At 39.0% G+C, this 23,611-nt stretch carries 22 protein-coding genes and 1 pseudogene; 13 read left to right on the top strand and 10 right to left on the bottom strand.

Annotated features, from left to right (window positions below):
* Positions 1 to 9 precede the first annotated feature (9 nt).
* Complete coding sequence (dxs, locus tag MKX14_RS08225) at positions 10 to 1,914, bottom strand: 1-deoxy-D-xylulose-5-phosphate synthase (protein WP_240282240.1); 1,905 nt, start codon at positions 1,912 to 1,914, stop codon at positions 10 to 12.
* 303 nt (positions 1,915 to 2,217) lie between these two features.
* Between dxs and ribA the strand changes: the two genes are divergently transcribed.
* The 3 genes from ribA to aroE all read left to right on the top strand — a co-directional run bounded on the left by ribA (position 2,218) and on the right by aroE (position 4,867).
* Positions 2,218 to 2,820 (top strand): GTP cyclohydrolase II, encoded by a 603-nt coding sequence (gene ribA / locus MKX14_RS08220; RefSeq protein ID WP_002116908.1) that lies wholly within the window; start codon positions 2,218 to 2,220, stop codon positions 2,818 to 2,820.
* A 128-nt stretch (positions 2,821 to 2,948) separates the two neighbouring features.
* Positions 2,949 to 3,899: an oxygen-dependent coproporphyrinogen oxidase gene (gene hemF / locus MKX14_RS08215; protein ID WP_005067232.1), complete on the top strand. Its 951-nt coding sequence runs from the start codon at positions 2,949 to 2,951 to the stop codon at positions 3,897 to 3,899.
* Positions 3,900 to 4,078: 179 nt separating this feature from the next.
* The gene (gene aroE, locus MKX14_RS08210; protein WP_240282239.1) at positions 4,079 to 4,867 is read left to right on the top strand and encodes a shikimate dehydrogenase; all 789 of its coding nucleotides are present in this window, start codon (positions 4,079 to 4,081) and stop codon (positions 4,865 to 4,867) included.
* A gap of 44 nt (positions 4,868 to 4,911) precedes the next feature.
* Here the strand turns inward: aroE and MKX14_RS08205 are convergent, their stop codons facing one another.
* The gene (locus MKX14_RS08205; protein ID WP_240282238.1) at positions 4,912 to 7,254 is read right to left on the bottom strand and encodes a hypothetical protein; all 2,343 of its coding nucleotides are present in this window, start codon (positions 7,252 to 7,254) and stop codon (positions 4,912 to 4,914) included.
* 257 nt (positions 7,255 to 7,511) lie between these two features.
* Between MKX14_RS08205 and mmgC the strand changes: the two genes are divergently transcribed.
* Positions 7,512 to 9,335, top strand: a complete 1,824-nt coding sequence (gene mmgC, locus MKX14_RS08200) for an acyl-CoA dehydrogenase C-terminal domain-containing protein (protein ID WP_002116803.1) — start codon at positions 7,512 to 7,514, stop codon at positions 9,333 to 9,335.
* 70 nt (positions 9,336 to 9,405) lie between these two features.
* Here the strand turns inward: mmgC and MKX14_RS08195 are convergent, their stop codons facing one another.
* Positions 9,406 to 10,053: a hypothetical protein gene (locus MKX14_RS08195; protein ID WP_014207770.1), complete on the bottom strand. Its 648-nt coding sequence runs from the start codon at positions 10,051 to 10,053 to the stop codon at positions 9,406 to 9,408.
* A 248-nt stretch (positions 10,054 to 10,301) separates the two neighbouring features.
* On the opposite strand from MKX14_RS08195, the gene MKX14_RS08190 reads away from it, so the two are divergent.
* Complete coding sequence (locus tag MKX14_RS08190) at positions 10,302 to 10,556, top strand: PspC domain-containing protein (protein ID WP_002116779.1); 255 nt, start codon at positions 10,302 to 10,304, stop codon at positions 10,554 to 10,556.
* Positions 10,557 to 10,620: 64 nt separating this feature from the next.
* Here the strand turns inward: MKX14_RS08190 and MKX14_RS08185 are convergent, their stop codons facing one another.
* From MKX14_RS08185 to MKX14_RS08170, 4 genes are all read right to left on the bottom strand, one after another.
* The gene (locus MKX14_RS08185; protein ID WP_240282237.1) at positions 10,621 to 11,721 is read right to left on the bottom strand and encodes an HPP family protein; all 1,101 of its coding nucleotides are present in this window, start codon (positions 11,719 to 11,721) and stop codon (positions 10,621 to 10,623) included.
* 138 nt (positions 11,722 to 11,859) lie between these two features.
* Positions 11,860 to 12,651 (bottom strand): TIGR03915 family putative DNA repair protein, encoded by a 792-nt coding sequence (locus tag MKX14_RS08180; protein WP_240282236.1) that lies wholly within the window; start codon positions 12,649 to 12,651, stop codon positions 11,860 to 11,862.
* A 2-nt stretch (positions 12,652 to 12,653) separates the two neighbouring features.
* The gene (locus tag MKX14_RS08175) at positions 12,654 to 13,916 is read right to left on the bottom strand and encodes a putative DNA modification/repair radical SAM protein (RefSeq protein ID WP_199978355.1); all 1,263 of its coding nucleotides are present in this window, start codon (positions 13,914 to 13,916) and stop codon (positions 12,654 to 12,656) included.
* 109 nt (positions 13,917 to 14,025) lie between these two features.
* Positions 14,026 to 14,442 carry a lysozyme inhibitor LprI family protein gene (locus MKX14_RS08170; RefSeq protein ID WP_240282235.1) on the bottom strand — a complete coding sequence of 139 codons (417 nt, stop codon included), beginning with the start codon at positions 14,440 to 14,442 and terminating at the stop codon, positions 14,026 to 14,028.
* A gap of 29 nt (positions 14,443 to 14,471) precedes the next feature.
* On the opposite strand from MKX14_RS08170, the gene MKX14_RS08165 reads away from it, so the two are divergent.
* The 5 genes and pseudogenes from MKX14_RS08165 to MKX14_RS18320 all read left to right on the top strand — a co-directional run.
* Complete coding sequence (locus tag MKX14_RS08165) at positions 14,472 to 14,897, top strand: hypothetical protein (RefSeq protein ID WP_240282234.1); 426 nt, start codon at positions 14,472 to 14,474, stop codon at positions 14,895 to 14,897.
* 89 nt (positions 14,898 to 14,986) lie between these two features.
* On the top strand, positions 14,987 to 15,964 hold the full coding sequence (gene glyQ, locus MKX14_RS08160) for a glycine--tRNA ligase subunit alpha (RefSeq protein WP_104079784.1): 978 nt from the start codon (positions 14,987 to 14,989) through the stop codon (positions 15,962 to 15,964).
* Positions 15,964 to 18,033, top strand: coding sequence for a glycine--tRNA ligase subunit beta (gene glyS / locus MKX14_RS08155; protein WP_240282233.1), 2,070 nt, complete (start codon positions 15,964 to 15,966; stop codon positions 18,031 to 18,033). Before glyQ ends, glyS begins: the two co-directional genes overlap by 1 nt.
* 85 nt (positions 18,034 to 18,118) lie before the next feature.
* On the top strand, positions 18,119 to 18,592 hold the full coding sequence (locus MKX14_RS08150) for a hypothetical protein (RefSeq protein ID WP_240282232.1): 474 nt from the start codon (positions 18,119 to 18,121) through the stop codon (positions 18,590 to 18,592).
* Positions 18,593 to 18,612: 20 nt separating this feature from the next.
* Positions 18,613 to 18,720: pseudogene (locus MKX14_RS18320) on the top strand (hypothetical protein); the annotation flags it as partial.
* Positions 18,721 to 18,824: 104 nt separating this feature from the next.
* On the opposite strand, the gene MKX14_RS08145 reads toward MKX14_RS18320, so the two are convergent.
* Together MKX14_RS08145 and ydfC are read right to left on the bottom strand one after the other, a co-directional pair.
* A complete protein-coding gene (locus MKX14_RS08145; protein WP_100291038.1) occupies positions 18,825 to 19,109 on the bottom strand; it encodes a YciI family protein in 285 nt (94 codons plus the stop codon).
* Positions 19,110 to 19,176: 67 nt separating this feature from the next.
* On the bottom strand, positions 19,177 to 20,079 hold the full coding sequence (gene ydfC / locus MKX14_RS08140; RefSeq protein WP_240282231.1) for a DMT family transporter: 903 nt from the start codon (positions 20,077 to 20,079) through the stop codon (positions 19,177 to 19,179).
* Between the two features lie 108 nt (positions 20,080 to 20,187).
* Between ydfC and ilvY the strand changes: the two genes are divergently transcribed.
* From ilvY to MKX14_RS08125, 3 genes are all read left to right on the top strand, one after another.
* Entirely contained in the window at positions 20,188 to 21,054 is an 867-nt protein-coding gene (ilvY, locus tag MKX14_RS08135; protein ID WP_240282230.1) for a LysR family transcriptional regulator, read from the top strand.
* Between the two features lie 146 nt (positions 21,055 to 21,200).
* Positions 21,201 to 21,620: a hypothetical protein gene (locus MKX14_RS08130; protein ID WP_240282229.1), complete on the top strand. Its 420-nt coding sequence runs from the start codon at positions 21,201 to 21,203 to the stop codon at positions 21,618 to 21,620.
* Positions 21,621 to 21,715: 95 nt separating this feature from the next.
* Positions 21,716 to 22,150: a hypothetical protein gene (locus MKX14_RS08125; protein ID WP_240282228.1), complete on the top strand. Its 435-nt coding sequence runs from the start codon at positions 21,716 to 21,718 to the stop codon at positions 22,148 to 22,150.
* Positions 22,151 to 22,252: 102 nt separating this feature from the next.
* On the opposite strand, the gene MKX14_RS08120 is transcribed toward MKX14_RS08125, so the two are convergent.
* Entirely contained in the window at positions 22,253 to 23,608 is a 1,356-nt protein-coding gene (locus MKX14_RS08120) for a S8 family peptidase (RefSeq protein ID WP_046811855.1), read from the bottom strand.
* Between the last annotated feature and the right edge of the window lie 3 nt (positions 23,609 to 23,611).

Raw genomic sequence — 23,611 nt, 5'->3', positions numbered from 1 at the left:
ATTAAAGGCTTAAACCACCTGATTTAGCTTAAGCCAAGCTCGTTCAATTGAGCTCAAAATACCTTTAGCATCTAGCCCACAATCTTGTAGCATTTGACCATGTGATGCCTGTTGTAAGAACAAATCTGGCAGACCTAAATTAATGATAGGTTTAACAATTTGTTCTTGTGCCATGAACTCATTTACTGCACTGCCTGCACCACCCATAATCGCGTGTTCTTCAACAGTTACAAATAATTGTGTATGTTCAGCCAAATCACGAATAATTTTTTCATCAAGTGGTTTCACAAAACGCATATTTACAACACGCACACCAACATCATGTTTTTGTGCAAACTGCTCAGCAGCTTCTATCGCAACCATAACGCGACTACCAAACGCTAAAATCGTAATCTGCTCATCACAAGCAGGTTTAATTTCAGCGACTATTTCTGCCTTACCTAATTCAATAGCAGTTAGCTCTTGCTGAATTTCAACGCCTACCCCCGCACCACGAGGGTAACGTACTGCTGCTGGCCCATTATAAGCATAGGCAGTATGCAACATCTGGCGGCATTCATTTTCATCTTTTGGTGCCATGATGACCATGTTCGGAACTGTCCGCATATATGCATAGTCATATGCACCAGCATGGGTCGGACCATCTTCACCAACCAAACCAGCACGGTCAATACCGAAAGTTACATCAAGATTTTGTAATGCAACATCATGAATAAGTTGGTCGTAACCACGTTGCAAGAATGTTGAATAGATTGCAACAACAGGTTTTAACCCTTCACACGCCATTCCTGCTGCAAGTGTTACTGCATGCTGTTCGGCAATTGCAACATCGAAGAAACGTTTTGGAAATTCTTTAGCAAACTTAACCATGCCCGAGCCCTCACACATGGCTGGAGTAATCGCTAATAAACGTTCATCCTGTGCAGCTTCATCACACAACCATTGACCAAATACATCAGAATATTTTGGTGGCGTTTTACCTGCTGAAGTCGCATTAATTTTGCCAATTGCATGATAGGTAATTGGGTCAGCTTCTGCCGGAGTAAAGCCTTTACCTTTTTTAGTATAGACGTGGACTAAGCGTGGACCTTTACGTTTTTTTAATGCGTTAAATACTTGAACGAGTTGATTTACATCATGTCCATCGAAAGGACCGAAGTAGTCAAAACCAATCGCTTTAAATAAATTATCGGCCGCATCTGTTGCCGATTGATGTAAACGAGAGTTGTACGTCCATTTCGGATGTGGCTGTACATAAGCCTCTCCATGTTCATCGACGTTAACTAAATGGCCTTTTTCCCAAATTGCAGCTAAATGCTTAGCAAAACCACCTGTACTGCAAGAAATCGACATGTCATTGTCATTAAGTACAACAATTAAATCGGCATCGTGTGCCACAGCATCGTTCATGGCTTCAAATGCCATACCTGCTGTCATTGCGCCATCACCCACAATACAAACCACTTCACATGGGTCATTTTGATAGCGACGAGCTAAAGACATTCCTAAACCTGCTGAAATTGCAGTTGATGAATGCCCTACACCAAAAGTATCAAAAACTGATTCTTCTCTAGCTGGAAATGCTGCTAAACCGTTCTTAGCACGGATTGTTGTCATTTGCTCACGGCGACCAGTCAAGACTTTGTGTGGATACGCCTGATGTCCTACATCCCAAACTAATCGGTCATTTGGAGTATTAAAGCAATAATGCAGCGCAACCGTCAGCTCAACCACGCCGAGGTTAGCACCGAAATGGCCACCACTCTGGCCTGCTGCATATAAAATATATTGACGCAACTCATCAGCCACTTGAACCAATTGGCTATGCTCGAGCTGACGTAATTGTTGAGGATGATCAATTGCATCTAACAATGGCGTAACAGGGCGTTGAGTTGGAATTTCGGTATACAACATATGTGGCAAAGCCTTTATAAGCCTGGCAAATCCTAAGCTGGGTCAAAATGGGTCGATCATACAATCGAATGAAGTCACCTTCAATCAGCCACATTTGCGAACGAGGTCATGCAAAGCAGTCTCTCATACAGTATGGGTATGGTTGGCAGATTATCCTGAATAATCTGACTATTTATCAACTATTATCGTCTTCTTTATACAAAAAAGAAAACCTTAGTGCTCAAAATGATTATGACAATTCGACCAATCTCCCAGCATTACGCTATACTTTAAACCGTTTTCGGTTAAAAGATGAGTTAATCTGTGCCTATAGAGTTCATTGCAACATCAAAACTCCCGACCGCTTTTGGTGAATTCAATATTTCTGTGTTTCAAGATCCAGTATCAGGTGAAGAACATGTGGCACTGTCTAAAGGGTTAGAAAATCCACCCACAGGCCCTGTTTTAGTACGTGTTCATTCAGAATGCTTAACAGGTGATGCTTTTGCGTCATTAAAATGTGACTGCGGCCCTCAATTACAGGCAACTCAAAAGCTCATTAACGAAGCAGGTCAAGGCGTTATTTTATATTTACGCCAAGAAGGCCGTGGTATTGGGCTTACGAATAAAATTCGTGCGTATGCCTTACAAGATCAAGGTCATGACACGGTAGATGCAAATTTACTTTTAAATTTGCCAGCTGATGCGCGCCGTTATGACATGTGTAGCATTATGCTCGATCACTTAAAAGTAAAAGAAGTTAAGTTAATTACTAACAATCCTTTGAAAATTCAGGCACTCAAGGATCAAGGTATTAATGTGGTTGGTCGTGTTCCGTTAACGGTTGGACGTAATCCTTTTAATGAACAATATTTAAAAACTAAACGTGAACGCATGGATCACCTTTATCAAAAAGATGATTTCTAAAACAAAATTATAAACTTAAAAATAATTGGAAGGGATTCTTAAGACATTTCTTAAAAATCCCTTACTTTTTTTATGGTTTTGTGTTTTGATGTATCTATCTCCTATCTCAATCATCTTTGAGGGTCACTATGCAACATCCGACTTCAACAGATATTCAACGTGTCCGCGAATTTCTCCTCGATTTACAAGCCCGTATTTGTGCTGGTTTAGAACAACAAGAAAAAGCTGGCGGTGGTACGGGTGAATTCATTATTGATGATTGGGAACGTCCAGAAGGTGGTGGTGGTCGTTCACGAGTTTTACAAAATGGCACCGTGATTGAAAAAGGTGGTGTGATGTTTTCTCACATCAACATTAGTAAACTGCCCGCTTCTGCTACAGAAAGACATCCTCAAATTGCTGGTGCTAAAGCACAAGCGCTTGGTGTGTCATTAGTCATTCATCCCAAAAATCCAAACATTCCAACCTCCCATGCCAATGTACGTTTATTTGTTGCAGAACCTGAAGGACAAGATCCAATTTGGTGGTTTGGCGGTGGTTTTGACTTAACCCCGTTCTATCCAGATGAACAAGACGTTATCGATTGGCATCAAGCCGCACATGACCTATGCCAGCCTTTTGGCGACAATGTCTACGCTGAACATAAAAAATGGTGTGATGATTACTTCTATCTAAAACATCGAGATGAACAGCGTGGTGTCGGTGGTTTATTCTTTGATGATTTAAATTGCTGGGATTTCGAAACCTGCTTTAAATATATTCAAGCTGTAGGTAATGGTTATTTAAATGCCATTCTGCCAATTTTTGAAAAACATCGTGAACAGCCTTATACCGAAGCTCAACGAGAGTTCCAGCTTTACCGTCGTGGTCGCTATGTCGAATATAATTTAGTCTATGACCGCGGAACATTGTTTGGCTTACAAACAGGTGGACGGATCGAATCTATTTTAGTCAGCCTGCCTAATCTTGCAGCTTGGTCATATCGTCCAGAATGGGATGAAGACTCACCAGAGAAACGTTTAACCGATTATTACTTAAAACCACGTGATTGGTTAAACCTAAAAGAAAAAGTCGCTTAATTTTTTGCTTTTTGGAGATTCTTTGGCTTCCACCCTAAAGAATCTCCTTTTTTATTTTCACTTTTCTGAATCTCATTCAAATATTTTTTCTTATTAAAATTTGACTTATAGTGAGACCTGCTGAAAATTCAGTACAGACTTTATCTGCCTCATGCCATTTTAAAATTTTGGATATAAGAATGACCAAACAGTTTGCAGTAATTGGCAACCCCATCGAACAATCACGCTCTCCTGAATTGCATCATGCTTTCGCTCAAAAAACAGGTGTCGATCTCGACTATCAAAAACGTCTTGCCCCTCTTGATGGTTTTGAGCCGAGTATGCGTAGTTTTTTTGAAAATGGCGGGAGTGGCATGAACGTTACCGTACCATTTAAAGAACAGGCTTTTGCTTTGTGTGATGTGCTGACTGAACGTGCTCAAATTGCCAAAGCTGTAAATACACTTTGGATGGAAGATGGCAAATTGCATGGTGACAATACAGATGGCCAAGGCTTAGTTGCCGCAATTCAAGCTTTAGATTGGAACTTAGAAAATACAACCATTTTAATTTTAGGAGCTGGTGGTGCAACTCGTGGTGTTATTTACCCGCTTGTGCAGGCTGGTGCTAAAAAGATTGTGATTGCAAACCGAACTCTTGCTCGTGCTGGACAACTTGTAGATGACCTAAAAGCGACAGTTCCGCAAGCTCAATTACAAGCCATTTCTCTAAATGAGCTAGAAGGGAAATTTGATATTGTAATTAATGCAACTTCTGCAAGCCTTTCAGGTGAAGCACTACAACTACCTGAAAATTTAGAGTTCAAATATGCCTATGAAATGGCTTATGGCAAGCCATCCAGCTTCCTTGAGCAAGCTAAACAACGCAATGTGCCTTATGCCGAAGGTTTTGGCATGCTCGTTGGCCAAGCCATTGAAGCTTTCTATATCTGGAATGGCGTAAAGCCAGAATTAAAAGATTTTCTATAAGTCAAAAAAGAACCTACTTAAGTAGGTTCTTTTTATCTCAGCTATTATTTTTTAGCTGCAACCATCTGCTTATAAACATCTCGGAAAATCTCATAATCAATAAATTCATTATGTTCAGGTTTTAAATTCTGAATTGTTTTTTCCGTAAGTTGCTGTTTGCGAGCAGCGACATAAACTTTACCTAAAATATCAGCTGTTTCTGACAACAAGTGTTTTTCTTCATCAGAACTACCATTTTGTTTTTCAAACTCTAATTGATACTGTTTTGAGAAAAGCTGTTCAGGTTGCTTATATTGTTTCTGTAGTTTTTGCCATGCTTCACGCCCAGCTTCACCTTGTATTGTTGTGATCACAATATGGTCCACAGCTCGGCCTAAGTCATTATCAAATTGGTCTTCTTGCTCAAGATGATGCTTTTTCTGCAATGCTTCTATACGCTCTAAAGCCTTACCTTGAGGATTATAAGTTTCTTCTTCAGAGAACCAGTAGGCATAAACCTCGGCAATTTCTTGCAACTGTTGAACTGAATAATAATGAATATATGACGGTTTTTCGGCAGTCAATTTTGCAATAAACACAGTCTTATACGTTTTATCATAGGCACGTGTTGCATCATAAGTTTGGTTAGCCAACAGCGCCAGAGTCGAGTCTAAATCTTGTACATCGCTATGTGCGCCAACTGGGTGCTCAGAAACGTCACTCTGCCCAAGTTTTTCACTAAATCCTTTTACGAAGTTTTCAAATAACGAACCCTTACTTGCCTCTGCAACTGATTTAGCTTGTTTAAGCTGCTGCTGATTAATTGGGGTCGCTTTACCATAATTGAGAATTTGCATGTCTGCTTTAATATTAAAGCGATGGTTAAATTCAGCTGGTGTATACGCAATATCATAATCCGCGTTGACTAAACGGCCCTTTTCATCCAGTCCGACATCAATCGCAACCGGATTTCGTTGTTTTGGTAAAGCTTGTTCAATTTCTGCCTTATGCTTGATCCATAGAGCTTTGAATGCTTCATCATCAACAAACTGGTTTTGATCATAAGCAGCAAAAGTTTGTTTCAATGCAGCTTGACGAGCTTTAATCTGAGTTTTTTCGGTATTTACAGCGCTCTGATCAAGCACATCAATACCGTAAATTTGACAGTAATTAATATCACCTAAGGCAACGGAACTTTTTTGAGACTGTAATTCGACACACTGATCTTCTGTGAGTGAAGCCACTTCTTCATCTTGTGTGACTTCTTCAGCATCTGCTACAGCAACATCTTCGGCTTGAGCCGTATCAGAAGCTTCCTCTTCGGCTGCCTCATCTTGAACTGTACTTGATTGGTCTTCATCACCATACTCAGAATCTAAAGCATTGCCGAAATGAGCATTAATAAGTGAGTAAAGTTGTTGGCTAACTGCTGCTGCATCTTCTGAAGAAACTTTCTGCTCCTCAGCACCACCTACCTTTCTCTTCGCTTCCGAAGCAGCTAATTCAGTTGCTATAGATTCGGCAATTTTTTCTTCATCAAATCCAAAAACATTTTTTTGCAAATATTTTGCATTGACCTGACTATAGAGCTCCGATTGTAGTAATAACGCTTCAACCGTATCTTTTAAACGAATCTTCTCTACAATCCCCGCTTTACGCTCAGCGTCACTAACTGATAAGCGCTGTAAATTTTGCGGTTCAGCCAAACGATAAGATACAGCGCCAGAAGCTTTCGCATATTCAACGAATTTCTTCATATCGACATTCGTGAACAGATTTTTATATTTTGAAAAATCGACATACGCCAAATTATTTTGATTATCTTTGTTGACCAAATAAGGCATTAATCCGAAATAATTAACGTAAAATTTATAATCTTTCAGATCGAGTACCATTGGCAATTTTGCCTGTACCAAAAGCGTCGGTTTTTCATACCTTGCTGTAAGGTTTAAAGACCCCATTTTTTGACGATAATGAACCGAACCATCGTAACTAAATTGAAGATCATTTAACAAATTAATTAATACGGCGTTTACTTTTTCTGAGCGTGATTCACCAGAAATGCCCGAGTCCGCTTGCTCATTTGCAATTGCGGCATACAGGGCCTGCTTCTGTTTTTTATTCAAATTAATTTTTTGTTCACGTAAATATTGATCTACTTTTTTTTGCACTGCAGCATCTAGCTGCACTGTTTTTTCTACATTATTTATTTTTTTTGACTGATTTGGATCAACACTAACTTTAAAATGCCCACGATAGTCATAGCTTGGGTATTCATATATTGCATTCATACCCTGAATGACTTTTTGATCTAACTGAGTAGATGCTACCGATGGACGTAGGTTATGCTGCGCACAAGCAGTCAAACCTAAACTAAATAAACATAAACTGAGATATTTTAAATGCATAACCTTTTTTAAAACCTTATCGCTTTATCTTTTTAACAAAACTTGCTAAAAATAAGAAAATTAGTTGTTTTTTCACATAAAAGTATAAGTCCTGAATGTAGCAGAAATTATAATTTCAGGTGTATTTATTTTCGACAAAATTCGCTTTTCTGACATTTCTTTCGGGTGCGATTAACATTGTATTTTTATCATGCGAGTGAATAATCAAATCATCGATACAGATAATCCCACAATGATTCAAAATTAGGATTAAAGCCATGCCAGCATATAAAGCTCCCCTACACGATATCCGCTTCTTAATGAATGAAGTACTAGATTACCCTGCTCACTATAAAACTTTATCAAATGGTGAAAATGCTGATCCAGATACTGTTGATATGATTCTTGAAGGTGCGGCAGATTATTGTGAAAACGTATTGTCGCCACTTAACCAATCTGGTGATGAAGAAGGTTGCCATTTTGACAACGGCGAAGTAACTACTCCTAAAGGCTTTAAAGAAGCTTATGACCAATTCGTAATGGGCGGTTGGCAAGGTCTTTCTTACCCAGAAGAATTTGGTGGTCAAGGCCTTCCAATGTCTTTAAACCTGATTAAATCAGAAATGATGGGTACTGCAAACTGGTCATTTACCATGTACCCAGGTTTAAGTTCTGGTTGTATGAACACTATTTTGCAATTCGGTACTGATGAGCAAAAACAAACATATATGCCTAAGCTTGTTGAAGGCACTTGGAGCGGCACAATGTGCTTAACCGAACCTCAATGTGGTACAGACTTAGGGCAGGTAAAAACTAAAGCTGAACCTCAAGCAGACGGTAGTTACAAAATCACCGGTACAAAAATCTTCATTTCTGCCGGTGAACATGATTTAACTGAAAACATCATTCACATCGTACTTGCACGCCTTCCGGATGCACCTGCTGGTACGCGCGGTATATCATTATTCATCGTACCAAAATTCATGCCTACAGCTGATGGCGGTGTTGGTGAGCGTAATACAGTCGCTTGTGGTTCAATCGAACACAAGATGGGTATCCGTGCATCTGCAACTGCGGTACTCAACTTTGATAATGCAACTGGTTATTTAATCGGTGAAGTGAACAAAGGCCTACATGCAATGTTTACCTTCATGAATACAGCACGTATTGGTACTGCTGTTCAAGGTATTGCACACGCTGAGTTATCTTTCCAAGGCGCATTACCATATGCCAAAGATCGTATGTCAATGCGTGCGCTTTCTGGTAAAAAAGATCCAGATAAAGTTGCTGATGCAATCATTCACCATGCAGACGTACGCCGTATGTTGTTAACTCAAAAAGCAATCGCTGAAGGCGGTCGTTCTATGATTTACTACGCTGCTCAAATCGCTGACAAAATGACAGATGCTTTAGCACGTGGTGATCAAGCTGCTTTTGAAGACTACGATGATAAACTTGGTTTCTATACACCAATTTTAAAAGGTTTCTTAACTGAACTTGGTTTAGAAGCTGCTAACCACGGTATGCAAGTTTACGGTGGCCATGGCTACATTAAAGAATGGGGTATGGAGCAAATCGCACGTGATGCACGTATTGCGACTTTGTATGAAGGAACAACTGGTGTTCAAGCACTCGACTTAATTGGTCGTAAAGTGTTGTTAAGTTCAAAAGGTAAAGTAGTTCGTGAATACACTGCTGAAATCTTAAAATTCTGTGCTGCACATGCACGTAATAAATATTTACGTCGTTTTGCTTGGGACTTAACTAAGCTTTGTGCTCAGTGGAACACTTTAACAGTTCGTATCATGCTTGCTGCACGTAAAGACCGCGACATCGTATCTTCTGCTTCTGTAGATTTCTTGATGTTCTCAGGCTACGTGATGATGGCTTATTTCTGGGCTCAACAAGCTGTGGTTGCTTCTGAAAAATTAGAAGCAGGTAACGGCCAAGAAACTGCTGAGTTCTATAAAGCAAAAATCAAAGTTGCTGATTTCTACTTTGACCGTTTATTGCCACGTGCTCAAGGTCATGCAGAATCAATGGTGACTACATCTCGCACATTAACATCATTACCAGTTGAACACTTTAGCTTCGACTACTAATGATTTTTAAGTCATAAAATAAAAAGAGCGCAATTTAATATTGCGCTCTTTTTTTATATTTATCGGATATCTATTCTTTAGTTAAAACATAAGCCTGATTTGGAACAAAATAGTTTTGCTCTAAAAATTCACGATTTTTTCCATAGTCGCTATAAAGTAATTTTTCTAAATTTGTGACCAATCTTTTATTTGAATCAATATTAAAATAAAAATTAACTTTAGATAATGGACATTGAATCGTTAACTCACGCTCTTTTTCATCCACTTTCCAATTTAGAGTAGGACATAATTGATTTACAGCGGCACTTTTAGCCCCGTCTTTACTTCCCACACGACCAAAATGAACAACATTCCAATAAGCCGACCCATTTGGTAATAAATTTAAAATGTACTCTGCTTCGCCTGATTCACAATCAGCAAAAGCATCCTCGCATGAAATACGAGTATGATATCGCCCTACATATTGCAATGAGGCTGCGTTTAATTTTTGGGTTTGATCTGAGGTATCTTCAGGTAAGAAAGTTCGTCCAGCGACATAATCCAATGTTTTTATAGATGTACTACTTTTTATTAAGTTTTCTTCATGATTAGAACTAGAACTTGTAGTCGAGTGATCTTTTGAATTGGTATGGTTTATATCGCAAGCACTCAGTGTCATGCACATCGCAGCCACTACAACCACATGCTTAACTGAAAAACGAGACCACTTCAAAGACATATACATTATTCACAGATAACAGCAACAGCTATATTTACACTTCAAATCAAGTATTAGCTGATTGCCGCTTTAAACTCTTAAGCCCTGAAAGGGTGCATTTTAGTAGATGTTGGTTTCGTTCCTTTCAATCCTTTACATATTTTAACTATTTTACTTTTTAAAGGACTTTAAACCCGTTATTTTGTCTCCATATTTTTATTAAGCAAGGGCAATAGCTTCTTGTAACTTTTATCTTAAAGGAGAATTAGATGGCCAGTTCTGGTTTATATCGCTCGAACCGACACAGCATGATCGCCGGTGTAATGGGTGGTATTGCTGAACGTTTTGGTTGGAACGTAACTTTACTACGTGTCATTTTTGTTTTGATCTCAATTATGAGTGCTGCCTTTCCAGGAATTTTAGTTTATCTGGTTTTATGGTTAGTGATTCCGAAAAAACAGCCAGAACATATTGAAGGCTATCGACAATCCGTCCGAACAGTAAATGAAGAACAAGTACGTTAATTCATAACTTTGGTCGCTACGGTTGCATCCCCTAATCAACCGTAGCTTTTTTTTATTCTAAAAATTAAAGCTTTCGATTTAACTGTTGCTGTAATGCAGCAATCATATCTGCACGGCTAATCATTCCTATAAGCTTACGATCTTCAACAACAGGAATGTAATTAAAAGACTTTTCAACAAAGTATGGAACCAAATCTTGAATAGGTTGAGTTGGCAGTACGGTAACCACTCTACGGCTCATAATTTGTTTTACGTAATGCTGCCAAGAATTCCTTGGGTCGGCTGCACCTTTAAACCACTCTACGACTTCATATAACGCTAAAGTTCCGACCAAATGGTTTTCTGCATTTACTACAGGTAGGCTCATTAAGTTCACTTGTTTAAACTTATCGAGTGCCTGATGAATATCATCATCTTCATGTAGTTTAATCACATCACGGCTCATAATATCCTGACAGATATATTGATTTACCATACGCTCATTGGCATGTTCCTGAGCTTCTAAAATGATTTTTTCTAAGTCGTATTGGCTAATATCTAAAAGTTCAGTGTGATGGCCTAATGCATACTCAATATCTTTCGGCTGAATTGATACTTTTTGAGTTGGCGTTGGGTCTTTACTACGTTCATTTACATGCGCGGTAACCGGATAATGTCGCCCAATCAATCGATTGAAGAAAACAGCAAACCCAAGTAGAAGTAACGAATTGAGTAAAACTGGATAAAAAATAAAGTAAAAGCCCAACTTATGAATTGCTGCCCCACCCAGCACGGCTGTAATCGCAACTGCACCACTTGGCGGATGCAAAGAGTCGGTAGTCATCATTAAAAAAATGGCAAAACCTACTGCGACACTAAAAGCTGTAGTTAAATCAGGAATCCACTGTGCACAGGCTACACCAATAATTCCGGCTAAGGTATTACCAACAATCACATTCCAAGGCTGAGCCAAGGGACTGGTCGGCACAGCAAAAAGAAGAACGGATGAGGCTCCCATTGGGGCGATGTACCATGCATTAATTCCACCGAGAACATACCAGCTAATTAAGGAGGAAATTGCTAAACCACATAGCGCTCCAACGCCACAAAGTAACCGTTCTTTTAAGGGTAAAACCTTAAAATTTGGCTTTAAAATCTGTAACCATTCTCGCTGTATAACACTCACAGTACACCTTAGGGGATATGCCGTTATTTATAACGGGCAAAAGTATACGCCCAAAGCTACATAAAGTGCATTTAAATTATATCTTTCAATTATCAGAAAACTTGTTGAATATACTTTTACTATCTTAAAACTTTAATATTAAATTAATTTTTCATTTAAATAGCGCCAGTATCTTTTTGGTAAATATTGCACATGAAGTTTTATATTTTGGCGTTCAGTAATATTAACGCTATTAAAATAATCCTTCCAAAGCTGATCATATAAAACTTCCTGCTCATCAAGCTCAAGCTGAAAGCTTTGACTCATCCCATTTTTTAAATTGCGGTCAACCTCAGAGGCTTTGAGTGAAACTTCATGTATTTCACGTAAATCATAATAGATTCCAAATTTGCGTTGTTCATCATAAATAAGCCAACGTTGATCTTGATAACGCCGTTTAAAATGTGGCTGAATAAGCGGTAAAACATTAAAATCAGGACGTACTAAACTCAAAAAAAGCTCATCTTTGGTTTTCTTAAATCGAATAAAAGCTTCCATCCGATGCTTCTCTCGCCCGACCTTTTTCGTCCACTGCGCAATCGCTAAAACACTAGGATTTGAATAATCTTTTTCTATGGAAACATGGCTAGTAAACACATAAATACAGTAATTAAATAAATGCTGATAGGCATCTAAAGATTCAGACAAATAAGCAAAATAGAATTGTTTTAGCGAAGAAGATGAAAGCTTTTTTTGTAGCGCTGACCAAACACGTTCTGCATGTTGCTCGTTATTTGAAACCTCAATTTTATCAGCAAATAAGCCATGTTGAGCCGCATCATTCAAGCAAAGCCTGACCTGTAATTCTTTAAATTGAAATGCACGAAAAACACAGCTCAACAGTCCAACCATTGAACCATCAAAATAGTAAGCCACTTCATCATTAAACATGACTAAAACCCAAGGCTTAATTGTGGCGAGAGTTGCTGCACATATTTCGAAGATCCCTGCGTTAAAATCTGCTGCCGAATAAAACTTGAAGACAGTTCTTTTTGGAATTTTGGACTGTCTTCACAGCGAATAAAGTATTTTGCGCGCTGATAGGCCACACCGAGTTTTTTAAGTAAATCGATATGGATTTTTCCAAAACGGCGAGCCTGAACAATTTTCTTCGCCGATTTCACACCAATGCCCGGTACACGCAAAATCATTTGATAATCGGCACGGTTTAAATCTACTGGAAACTGTTCAGGATGTCTTAAGGCCCAGCTTAATTTTGGGTCGACATCCAAGTCCAAATTTGGGTGTTTTTCATTGACGATTTCATTAACTTCAAAACCGTAAAAACGCATCAACCAATCGCTTTGATAGAGACGGTTTTCACGAAGCAACGGCGGTGCAGAACCCACTGCGGGTAAGTAGTTATTTTCGGTATTAATTGGGATATAGCCAGAAAAATAGACACGTTTGAGTTTAAATTCTTTGTAATGCTTATCTGCCATAAACAAGACATCTTGATCTGACTCTTGATGAGCACCAACAACCATTTGAGTAGTCTGCCCTGCTGGCACATATTTCGGTACATGCTTAATGATTTGTCGCTCATCTTTAAGTTGAATCAGTCTGTCACGGACCAAACCTAAATCTTTTTGCACTTCCTGATGTGATTTTTCTGGTGCAAAAGTTTTTAGCCCAATTTCGGTCGGCATCTCTAAATTAATACTCATCCGGTCAGCATATAAACCTGCTTCATGAATCAGTTCAGGAGATGCCCCCGGAATGGTTTTTAGATGAATATAGCCATTAAAGTTTTCTTCAAGGCGTAACTTCTTTACAACTTGAAGCATACGCTCCATCGTGTGATCTGCCGATTTAAAAATGCCTGAGCTTAAAAATAAGCCTTCGATATAATTACGGCGATAAAAATTAATGGTTAAGTCTACGACCTCTTGTACCGTAAATGCTGCACGCTGAACGTCGTTAGAACGGCGTGAAACACAATAGGCACAGTCAAAAATACAAACATTACTAAATAGAATTTTTAAGAGAGATACACAGCGGCCATCTTCAGTATAGCTATGGCAAATTCCTGAATGGCTGGCATCTCCCAAACCTTTATCTTTATTTTTACGGTCACTGCCACTTGATGAACAAGACACATCATATTTAGCAGCATCAGCAAGAATCTGTAGTTTTTCCCGAATGCGATCAGACATATCAAACGACTCGTTTATGGCATCGTTCAAAAAATATCATTTTGCACTCTTAAATTTAACCCAGTGAAGTACGCTCAGCGTCATGAGGTGACGTTTAAAATAATCCGTCTTAATTAACATATTCTTCTAGTTGCTTTACACGCTCGGCATACTCTTGCATTGGACAATATGAATACATCGGTGAGCCAATGTATGAACCTGCATTACTACATTCCTGATCTACATAAGCTTTCCAAAGTCTCTGAGATTTTAAAATATCTTGGTAACGTTCTGGCTGTTTGTATTCTTCGCTTTGTGTACGAATTTGATCAATCAGAGCAACAATTTTTTCTTCATAAGTCTTTTTAGCTTGTTCAGAACAGCTATGCACGACCATGTTATTAATACTTTCAAGCTGCATTTCTTTAATGGTCTGCTCTACACATTGGTTGTATTCATCTTGCTCGTCAGCTTCGGTCTGCGCATACAACCATGGACTACAAAAAAGGCTGGATAAAACAATGAGTTTGCAGCAAAATTTCAGCATAATTTATTCTCGATTCTATAATTTTTAATATGCCTCAATATAACAAAAAAATGATTATTCGCGCACTTGCGCTAGCTCCCATCCCTTTGTTGAGTATATCTGCTTTAGGAATAATCATCTTCAATGCGGAGTTTAGTCTTTATTCGGTTGCAGTTATTTTTCTAGCCCATTTCTTATTTTATTTACTTTTTTATGGTCTTCTGGTTATTCCTTTCGCATATATCACTTCATATTTTCTCGCGCGTAAAAATCGTTTAAATCTGATGAGTATTTTTATCTGCGCAACTGTCATCTGGATTTTGATTAGCCCTGTTACACGCTTAATTTTTGTCGGTTCATTCCCTTCTCCTTGGTGGCATATTTATAAGATCTATAGTTTTTATCTTATGATTTTATTTATCAGCTTTTGCTACTGGCTAGGCTTGGAACGGCTGAGGCGAAAACAAATAGGCTAAACACATATTCCTGTGATTAAGCCTTTGCCACTCCCCTACAAAATCCTTATACTTAGGGGCAATTTTTCTCATAAATTCGTGGATGCTACATGAGTCGCGCCATCTCGCACATTGATACATTTCAGGGCTTAATTCTTGCCCTACAAAACTATTGGGCCGAACAAGGCTGCGTCGTATTACAACCTTACGACATGGAAATGGGCGCTGGAACATTCCACACCGCAACATTCTTACGTGCTTTAGGGCCTGAAACTTGGAATGCTGCATACGTTCAACCTTCACGTCGTCCAAAAGATGGCCGCTATGGTGAAAACCCGAACCGTTTGCAACACTACTACCAATTCCAAGTGGTGCTTAAGCCAAACCCAGACAATATCCAACAGCTTTATCTTGATTCTTTAAAAGCAATCGGGATTGATACGCTTACTCACGACATCCGTTTCGTAGAAGACAACTGGGAATCTCCGACGCTAGGTGCTTGGGGCTTAGGTTGGGAAGTTTGGCTTAACGGTATGGAAGTAACTCAGTTCACTTACTTCCAACAAGTCGGTGGTGTTGAATGTTACCCAGTAACAGGCGAAATCACTTACGGTTTAGAACGTCTTGCAATGTACCTTCAAGGTGTTGACTCGGTTTATGACCTTGTTTGGACGAAAGGCCAATTCGGTACTGTGACTTACGGCGATGTATTCCATCAAAATGAAGTTGAGCAATCGACTTATAACTTTGAATACGCTCCAGTTGAAAAACTATTTGAACTGTTTGATTTTTACGAGTCAGAAGCAAACCGTTTAATTGAAGCAAAACTTTCTCTTCCTGCTTATGAGCAAGTGGTTAAAGCGTCTCATACCTTTAACTTGCTTGATGCACGTGGCGCAATTTCTGTAACTGAGCGTCAACGTTACATTTTACGTGTACGTACTTTAGCACGTGCTATTGCACAAAGTTATGTACAAGCACGTGCAGAGCTTGGCTTCCCAATGGCAGAACCACACCTACGTGATGAAGTATTGGCACAGCTAAAAGCACAAGCTGAAAGTGAAACAGCAAAGGCGGAGAAAAACTAATGAGCAAACATACTGTTTTATTCGAACTTGGCTGTGAAGAGCTTCCACCAAAAAGCTTGAAAACATTACGTGATGCTTTAGAAGCAGAAACGGTAAAAGGCTTAAAAGATGCGGGCTTAAACTTCGCATCAATTGAAGCCTATGCAGCTCCACGTCGTTTAGCGCTTAAAATTGTAGATATCGATGCTGCTCAAGCGGACACTCAAAAACGTTTTGATGGCCCTGCTGTTCAAGCAGCTTATGATGCAGAAGGCAAACCGACTAAAGCGCTCGAAGGCTTTATGCGTGGTCAAGGTATTACAGTTGATCAGCTTTCTACTTTCCAAGCTGGTAAAGTTGAAAAAGTTTGCTATTTAAAAGATGTAAAAGGTCAAAGCCTTGACGCTTTACTTCCACAGATTTTACAAACTGCGCTAGACAACTTACCAATTGCTAAGCGTATGCGTTCTGCGGCAAGCCGCACCGAATTTGTACGTCCAGTGAAATGGGTTCTCTTACTTAAAGATGACCAAATTGTTGACGCAACGATTCAAGATCATAAAGCTGGCAATGTGACTTATGGTCACCGCTTCCATGCACCTGAAGCAGTGACTTTAGCGCATGCAAATGACTACTTAGCTGCCTTAGAAAAAGCTTACGTTGTTGCGAACTTTGAAAAGCGTCAAGCAACTATTCAAGAACAAGTGAAAAAGTTAGCTGATGAAGTGAACGCAACTGCGATTGTTCCAGCTGACTTACTTGATGAAGTAACAAGTCTAGTTGAATGGCCTGTAGCTTTACGTGCAACTTTTGAAGAACGCTACTTAGCTGTTCCTCAAGAAGCTCTTATTACGACAATGCAAGACAACCAGAAGTATTTCTGTTTGATCAATGCGGAAGGCAAATTACAGCCTTACTTCATTACTGTTTCAAATATTGAGTCTAAAGACCCGACTCAAATTATTGAAGGTAACGAAAAAGTTGTTCGCCCTCGTTTGTCTGATGCTGAGTTCTTCTTCTTACAAGATCAAAAGCAACCGCTTGCATCTCGTAAAGAAAAACTAGCAAACATGGTATTCCAAGCACAGCTTGGTACGCTTTGGGACAAATCAACACGTATTGCAAAACTTGCTGTTGCATTATCTTCAATCACTGGTGCAAACCCAGCCGATGCTGAAAAAGCTGCATTACTTGCTAAATGTGACTTAACCTCTGAGCTTGTTGGTGAATTCCCGGAACTTCAAGGTATTGCAGGTACTTACTACGCACGTATTGAAGGCGAAAACACTGAAGTTTCAGAAGCTTTAGGTGAGCAATATTTACCAAAATTTGCGGGTGATATTTTACCTAAAACCAAAACAGGTACAACCATTGCACTTGCTGACCGTTTAGATACGTTGGTTGGTATTTTCGGTATTGGACAAGCACCAACAGGTTCTAAAGACCCGTTTGCTCTGCGTCGTTCAGCAATTGGTATTTTACGTTTAATCATTGAAAATGAATTAGACGTAACAATTGAAGAATTAGTGAATCTTGCGCTTCGAGGTTATGGCGATATCGTTAAAGACCATGACAAAACTCGTACTGACGCAGTTGCATTCTTGGAAGGTCGTTACCGTGCTAAGTACGAAGACCAAGGCGTTGCCGTTGATGTGCTTCAAGCAGTTCAAGCACTTGCACCAAAATCTCCACTTGATTTTGACAAGCGCGTAAATGCTGTTAACCACTTCCGTACATTACCTGAAGCTGCTGCACTTGCTGCTGCAAATAAACGTGTTGCGAACATTCTTTCCAAAGAAGCAACACCTGAAGGCTCTGTAGTTGAAGCTAACTTGGTTGAAGATGCTGAAAAAGCATTATTTGCTGAGCTCCAAGCAGTGACACCTGTGGTTGAGCCATTACTTGCAGCAAAAGATTACACAGCTGCCCTTTCTAAGCTTGCAGCACTTCGCGCGCCGATTGATGCATTCTTTGATGGCGTAATGGTAATGGCAGATGATGCTGACCTAAAAGCAAACCGTTTACGTTTATTGGCTCAGTTACGTAACTTGTTTACTACTGTTGCTGATGTGAGCGTGTTGCAGGGCTAAGCCTTTATTAGTTGTAAATTAATGAGAACCCTTCTATAGATTAGTGGGGTTTTTTAATATTAAGAATAAATCAGCAGTTATCATAATGAATACCACTTCAATTAAAAAGTTTTACCGTATAGATGCTTATCTTGTTCTTTGCCACACCCTTTTACTGGTAATCGGTTATGGTCTATGGAAAGTATATCCTCATATAAAGACCAAACCAGATATGAGCGGCCTGTTCTTTATGATTATCTCTATTCTAGGCGGTTTCGCAGGGCTGATTATGCTAGCTATAACTTTGCCTCGTTTAGATCGTTCTGTTCATAATTTATCAGTGAACAAATTTATTTTGGCTCTGCTGTATTGGGTTTCTAGTACCATTATTTTCGTACTATTTGGCATCAGCAAATTCTTCTTCAATAATCCGCTAGTTTTGCTGGTTTTTGTTTTGGTTTTTTTCATCAGTATTTATCTTTCGGTGATTCGCCTTGCAGATATGCGTAAAAAAGACTGGCTGATCTTAAGCGGAATTTTTGGAGCTATTGTGCTGTTCTTCTTTTTGCCAGAGCTTTAGAAAATGGTTTAAGTAAAGATTCTGAGCTTGCAGCACTTCGCCCACCGATTGATGCCTTCTTTGATGGTGTAATGGTAATGGCAGATGATGCTGACCTGAAGGCAAACCGTTTACGTTTATTAGCTTAGTTACGTAACTTGTTTACTGCTGTGGCTGATGTGAGCGTGTTGCAGGGCTAATTAGCTTATTATGAAATAAAGGGATCTTTTATAGATCCCTTTATTTTTTTGAGTTAAACAAATTCTTTAATTTCTTCTAAACTTTTCGACGGCTCAAACCACATAAAATCATAATCGGCCACATCATGAATATAAAACGGATCATTTTTCATGATTTCTTCAGCTTCTTGAACCGAAGAGCTTAAAACTAAAATTACCCCGCCTACTCTATTTTCTCGACGTCCTGATGCTAGAAACTTCTTTTGCTCATAGTAATGATCTAAAAATGCAATATGCTCTTTCAGTACAGCATCAACTTCGGTTAATGGTTTTTTATAGGTCAAGGTAACAACAATCATCTCATTCTCTTAAAGCAAATAGCGTATGACTTAGCATTAATCTATAGATAGTTTAATGATCTATAGATTATTCGATAGTACGCCTATTCCCCCAATTCATCCACACCAAACTCCCCACAATAATCACTCCACCTAACAGCACCATCATTGACGGTTTTTCATTTAAGAAAACAACTGCCAGACTCATTGCGACAATGGGCGAACAATATAAAAAATTCGATGCAATCGTTAATGGCATATTTTTAAGTACATAACCCCAAAGCACATAAGCCATCGCACTTGGGAAAATACCCAACAAAACTATAGACATATTGGCCTGCCAAGTGGCATGTAAAATTTCACTAGATAAATGAGCACTATAAAACAGTAAAGGAATGCTCCCGAACCAAATGATGTAGCACATCATGCTCAAGGCATCGTAATTTAAAGCAAATTTCTTATATAAATTAAAGTAGAGACCCCATGCAATTGCAGCTAAAACAATCAATAAACTATAAGGACTCGGCACACCAAAACCATGATCTCCACCGACTACTAACACGGCACCGCAAAGCCCCAACAAAATACATAGCCACTGTTTAAAACTGATTTTTTCCTTAAAAAGCAAAGCGGAAATAATAAAGGTAAATAGCGGAATGGATTGACTCAAAATACTAGATGCGACCGCAGTCACATATTGCTGCCCTGTATTTATCAGCAAATGATGCAGCGTTACAGAGAAAAACCCTAATACAGCAAGTGCAGGAACATCTTTCCACTTTAAAGGCTGAATGCCTTTTTTCATGATCAAAAGCAGTAAAAAAAACGATGCAATCAAAAAGCGAAGTAAGGCAATATGCTGCGGTGTATATGAATGCAAAGCACTATGCACGCCAATAGGTGAATAGCCCCAACAAAAGACAGTCACAGCAATACATAAATAGAGCTTAAATGCGGGAGGCTGGGTTTCGGCAGCAAGAGAAATTGCCATGTTAAATCTGCACTAATGAAATGGAACACTTTCATCATATGCGCATGGATAGTTGAATAAAATTAACTTATATTGAGTTGAATATTCATTAAAAGTGAATGATAAAACATGGATATCGCTCAGTTAAAGATGTTCCAAACCGTAGTTGAATGCGGAACAATGGCAAAGGCATCAATGCAACTGCACTGTGTACCCTCCAACATTACGACACGGATTAAACAACTCGAAGAAGAGCTTGGTGCACCTTTGTTTTATCGTGAAGGTAAAGCTTTAAAACTCACCCCATCAGGAGAAATCTTTATAGATTATTGCCATAAAATTTTAGCGCTATGCGATGAGGCAAAACGAAGTATTCATCCAGATGCCCCACCTTCTGGCCCATTAAAAATTGGAGCAATTGAATCTTCTGCTACCACTCGTCTGCCAAACTTACTTGCGAAATATCATCAACGTTTTCCAGAAGTTTCTATTCAAATTATTACTGGCACATGGAAACAGTTATTAGTCGATATTTCTCAGCATAAACTTGATGGGGCAATTGTCGCGGGTAATATTGAGTTTCCAATGCTCAATAAGCTCGGTATTTACCAAGAAGATATGGTCTTAATCGCATCTCACTCTTTGGGAGAAATTCATTGCCAAGAAGACCTGATTGGTAAAGAAATTTTTATGTGGACGGAAGGCTGTCCTTACCGTGCAGCCCTTGAAGAATGGCTTAAACTGAAGAATATCTCTCTTCCCATCACCAGCATTACCAGCTATGCCACGATTATTGGTTGCGTAAGTGCAGGTTCAGGGGTGGCTCTGGTGCCCAAGAGCATTTATGAGCAATATAAAAATTTGGCCCATATTCATAGTTATAAATTTGAATATCTTGCCTTTATGCAAAATCACTTTTTTTGGCACAAAAATGTGAGCAACCATAAAGCCAGAGACATGTTTATAGAATTGATTAAGACTGAATTTAGCTTATGAACCATTGCAATGATTGGCTTAGCGTTATAAATGATGATTTATCGTAATCAAATCGTATGGGTTTTATCTCATTGCTGCACAAGGTTTATTTTTAACAGTAAGATCAGCACTTGATATTTTGGCAGTCATTGGGGAGTTTGAACCAAATGAAAACCTTAAAAGTTTTATGTATTGCAAGCTCTATATTGGCTTCATCGACGCTTTTTGCTGAAACAACACAGCCTCAACCTACAAATGAGACAACGTCTAAAGCTCAACCTTATGGTGATAATCCAAGTTTAGGTCGTGTGTTGTTATATAAAACAGGCAAAGGCATACAAAACCTAGGGAACTCTATTCAAGGTGCTTCTGAAAATACGTCAAATAAAATTAGTGAAAAATGGCAAAGCACTAAAGAATTTACAGCTGAAAAATCAGAAGTTGCCCAGCAAAAAGTAGATACTGCAAAAGCATATACTGAAGAGAAAATAGAACAAGCTAAACAAAATATCACCAGTAGCCGAAATGGTGAAAATATTCCAATTGAACAAGGTGAGCTAAGTAAATCGAGCACAACAGCTAACTAATTTTTTGGATAGCGCGATAACTTCGCGCGCTTATAAACACAGATATTCATCTAGAAATAATGTCATTAACTATAAGAAAGCTGGGAATCTGCCCTATGAATAGTCAAAAACTCCTCTTTTCAACACTATGCTGTTTAACATTAACTGCATGTGCGACCTCTACACCTCCTTCTTCATCTTATTCTCAGGCACAAGTTTTAGAACAAGATACGAATATCGAAGCTTATCCATCAACTACTGGTAATGTAGCCAAACTCATTAAACAAGATAAACAGGCTTGTATGATCGAATTTACTGGCTATTTAGGGGGCGGACATGTAACTGAGCACTGGACTTTTAATAATGATGGTCTGATTTCAGCGACCTCATCGACTATGCAGTATCCTGATGAATCAGGCATATTAAATCAGGCAACCAACTCTACAACCAAAAGTTCAACGACATTTAATATTCAAGATCCAGAAATTCAGAATAATTTCAAGAAACTCCAAAACAACTTTAATCCAGCAAATCTAGCAAAGTGTAATTAATACTTTTTCATAAAAAGCCCGTTGCAGAAGTTACCCTTTGCAACGGGTTATAGCTATTTAAAAATTTCTTGGACCTAATTTAAAAAATTATAAATAAGCCATTTAATTAATAGTCAAACCATTTGTTGCTGCCAGCAAATCAATACGCGGGAAAACCAATCCCGTTCTTGGGTCAGTAATTGGCTTACCTGTCGTTTTTAAACGACTAATCGTTTGGTCAATGCTTTCTGTTGGACTCACACGATTTGCTCGTAATAAAGCAATTGCACCAGCCACATGTGGTGTCGCTTGAGATGTACCGCCCATGGTATAACCACCCGCCGTAATCATTGCTCCCGGTGCTAATAAAGTCACAAGACTGCCACCATTACTAAAGCACGCTACCTTGTCCGCTGCTGTGGTCGGGTCCGAACATTTCACAGGGTTCCCCCATGACACACCACCAATATTACTGTCATATACAGCACCAACTCTTACTGCACCAGCAACACAAGCAGGAGATGAAATTCCATCTGAAAATGCATCATTGCCTGAAGCGACTACAGGTACCACACCAGCAGCTCGCGCATTGGCAAATGCAGTTCCATAACTACTATCACTACACTCCGAGGTATATTTAACACCCGGTACGCCAAGGCTTAAGTTGACTGCTTTAATATTATAGGTTTGTGCATTATTTACAGCCCAATTAATCCCTGCGAGGATATCACTATCATAAGCTGTGCTTACCCACTTACCTTGGGATCTGACCTTTCTAAAAACATCTATGCCTATAATTTTGGTTTTGGTAGCAACCTTAGATACGATGCCTGAAACATTACTCCCATGCCCATCATCATCTAAAGCACCATCATCTGGTGCACTATCAAATGAATAAACAACTCGACATGTGCTTGATGGTGTATTTACTGCCGTACAGCCAAAATCAGAATGAAGATAATTCACACCTGTATCAATCACTGCCACACTAGAGCCTTCGCCCGTAAAACCATTGGTATTGGCTTGTGGTTGATTAATTAAAGGTAAACTTTCATTGGTCGTAGTCTGGTTAATACGGTTCGGATAAACCGCTTTAACATTTGGATCATTTAATAAAGTCACCAAAGCTTCGCGATTACTAATTCGATAGAAAGCTAAAGGCAAATTATTGTAGTCCCGAAGTACTTGTACACCACCAGCACGGTTAAACCTTGCCTGTATATTCTTTTTATTTGTTGCAATATAACTCCGCCGTTCTAAACCGGAAGGCACACTCACCGAAGGAATATTGTATTCGACGATTAAATCATTCGAATCATTATTAACCAAGGCATCCAAATCAATTTTGCCCTGAAATACTTTTTGTTTTGCTGCTTGATTTAACCGCTGTTTAGCACCTTTAGAGTCCAAAGGAAGAGCGGATGCAGTTGTACTTAATATTGTACATAGACCTAATAGAAATAACGTTTTACTTTGCATTAT

Origin of the sequence: Acinetobacter pittii, from assembly GCF_022449185.1 — a bacterium.
GTDB classification, from domain to species: Bacteria; Pseudomonadota; Gammaproteobacteria; order Pseudomonadales; family Moraxellaceae; genus Acinetobacter; species Acinetobacter pittii_I.
The sequence above is the reverse complement of the archived record's forward strand: the minus strand, read 5'-3'. Positions and strand labels throughout refer to the sequence as shown.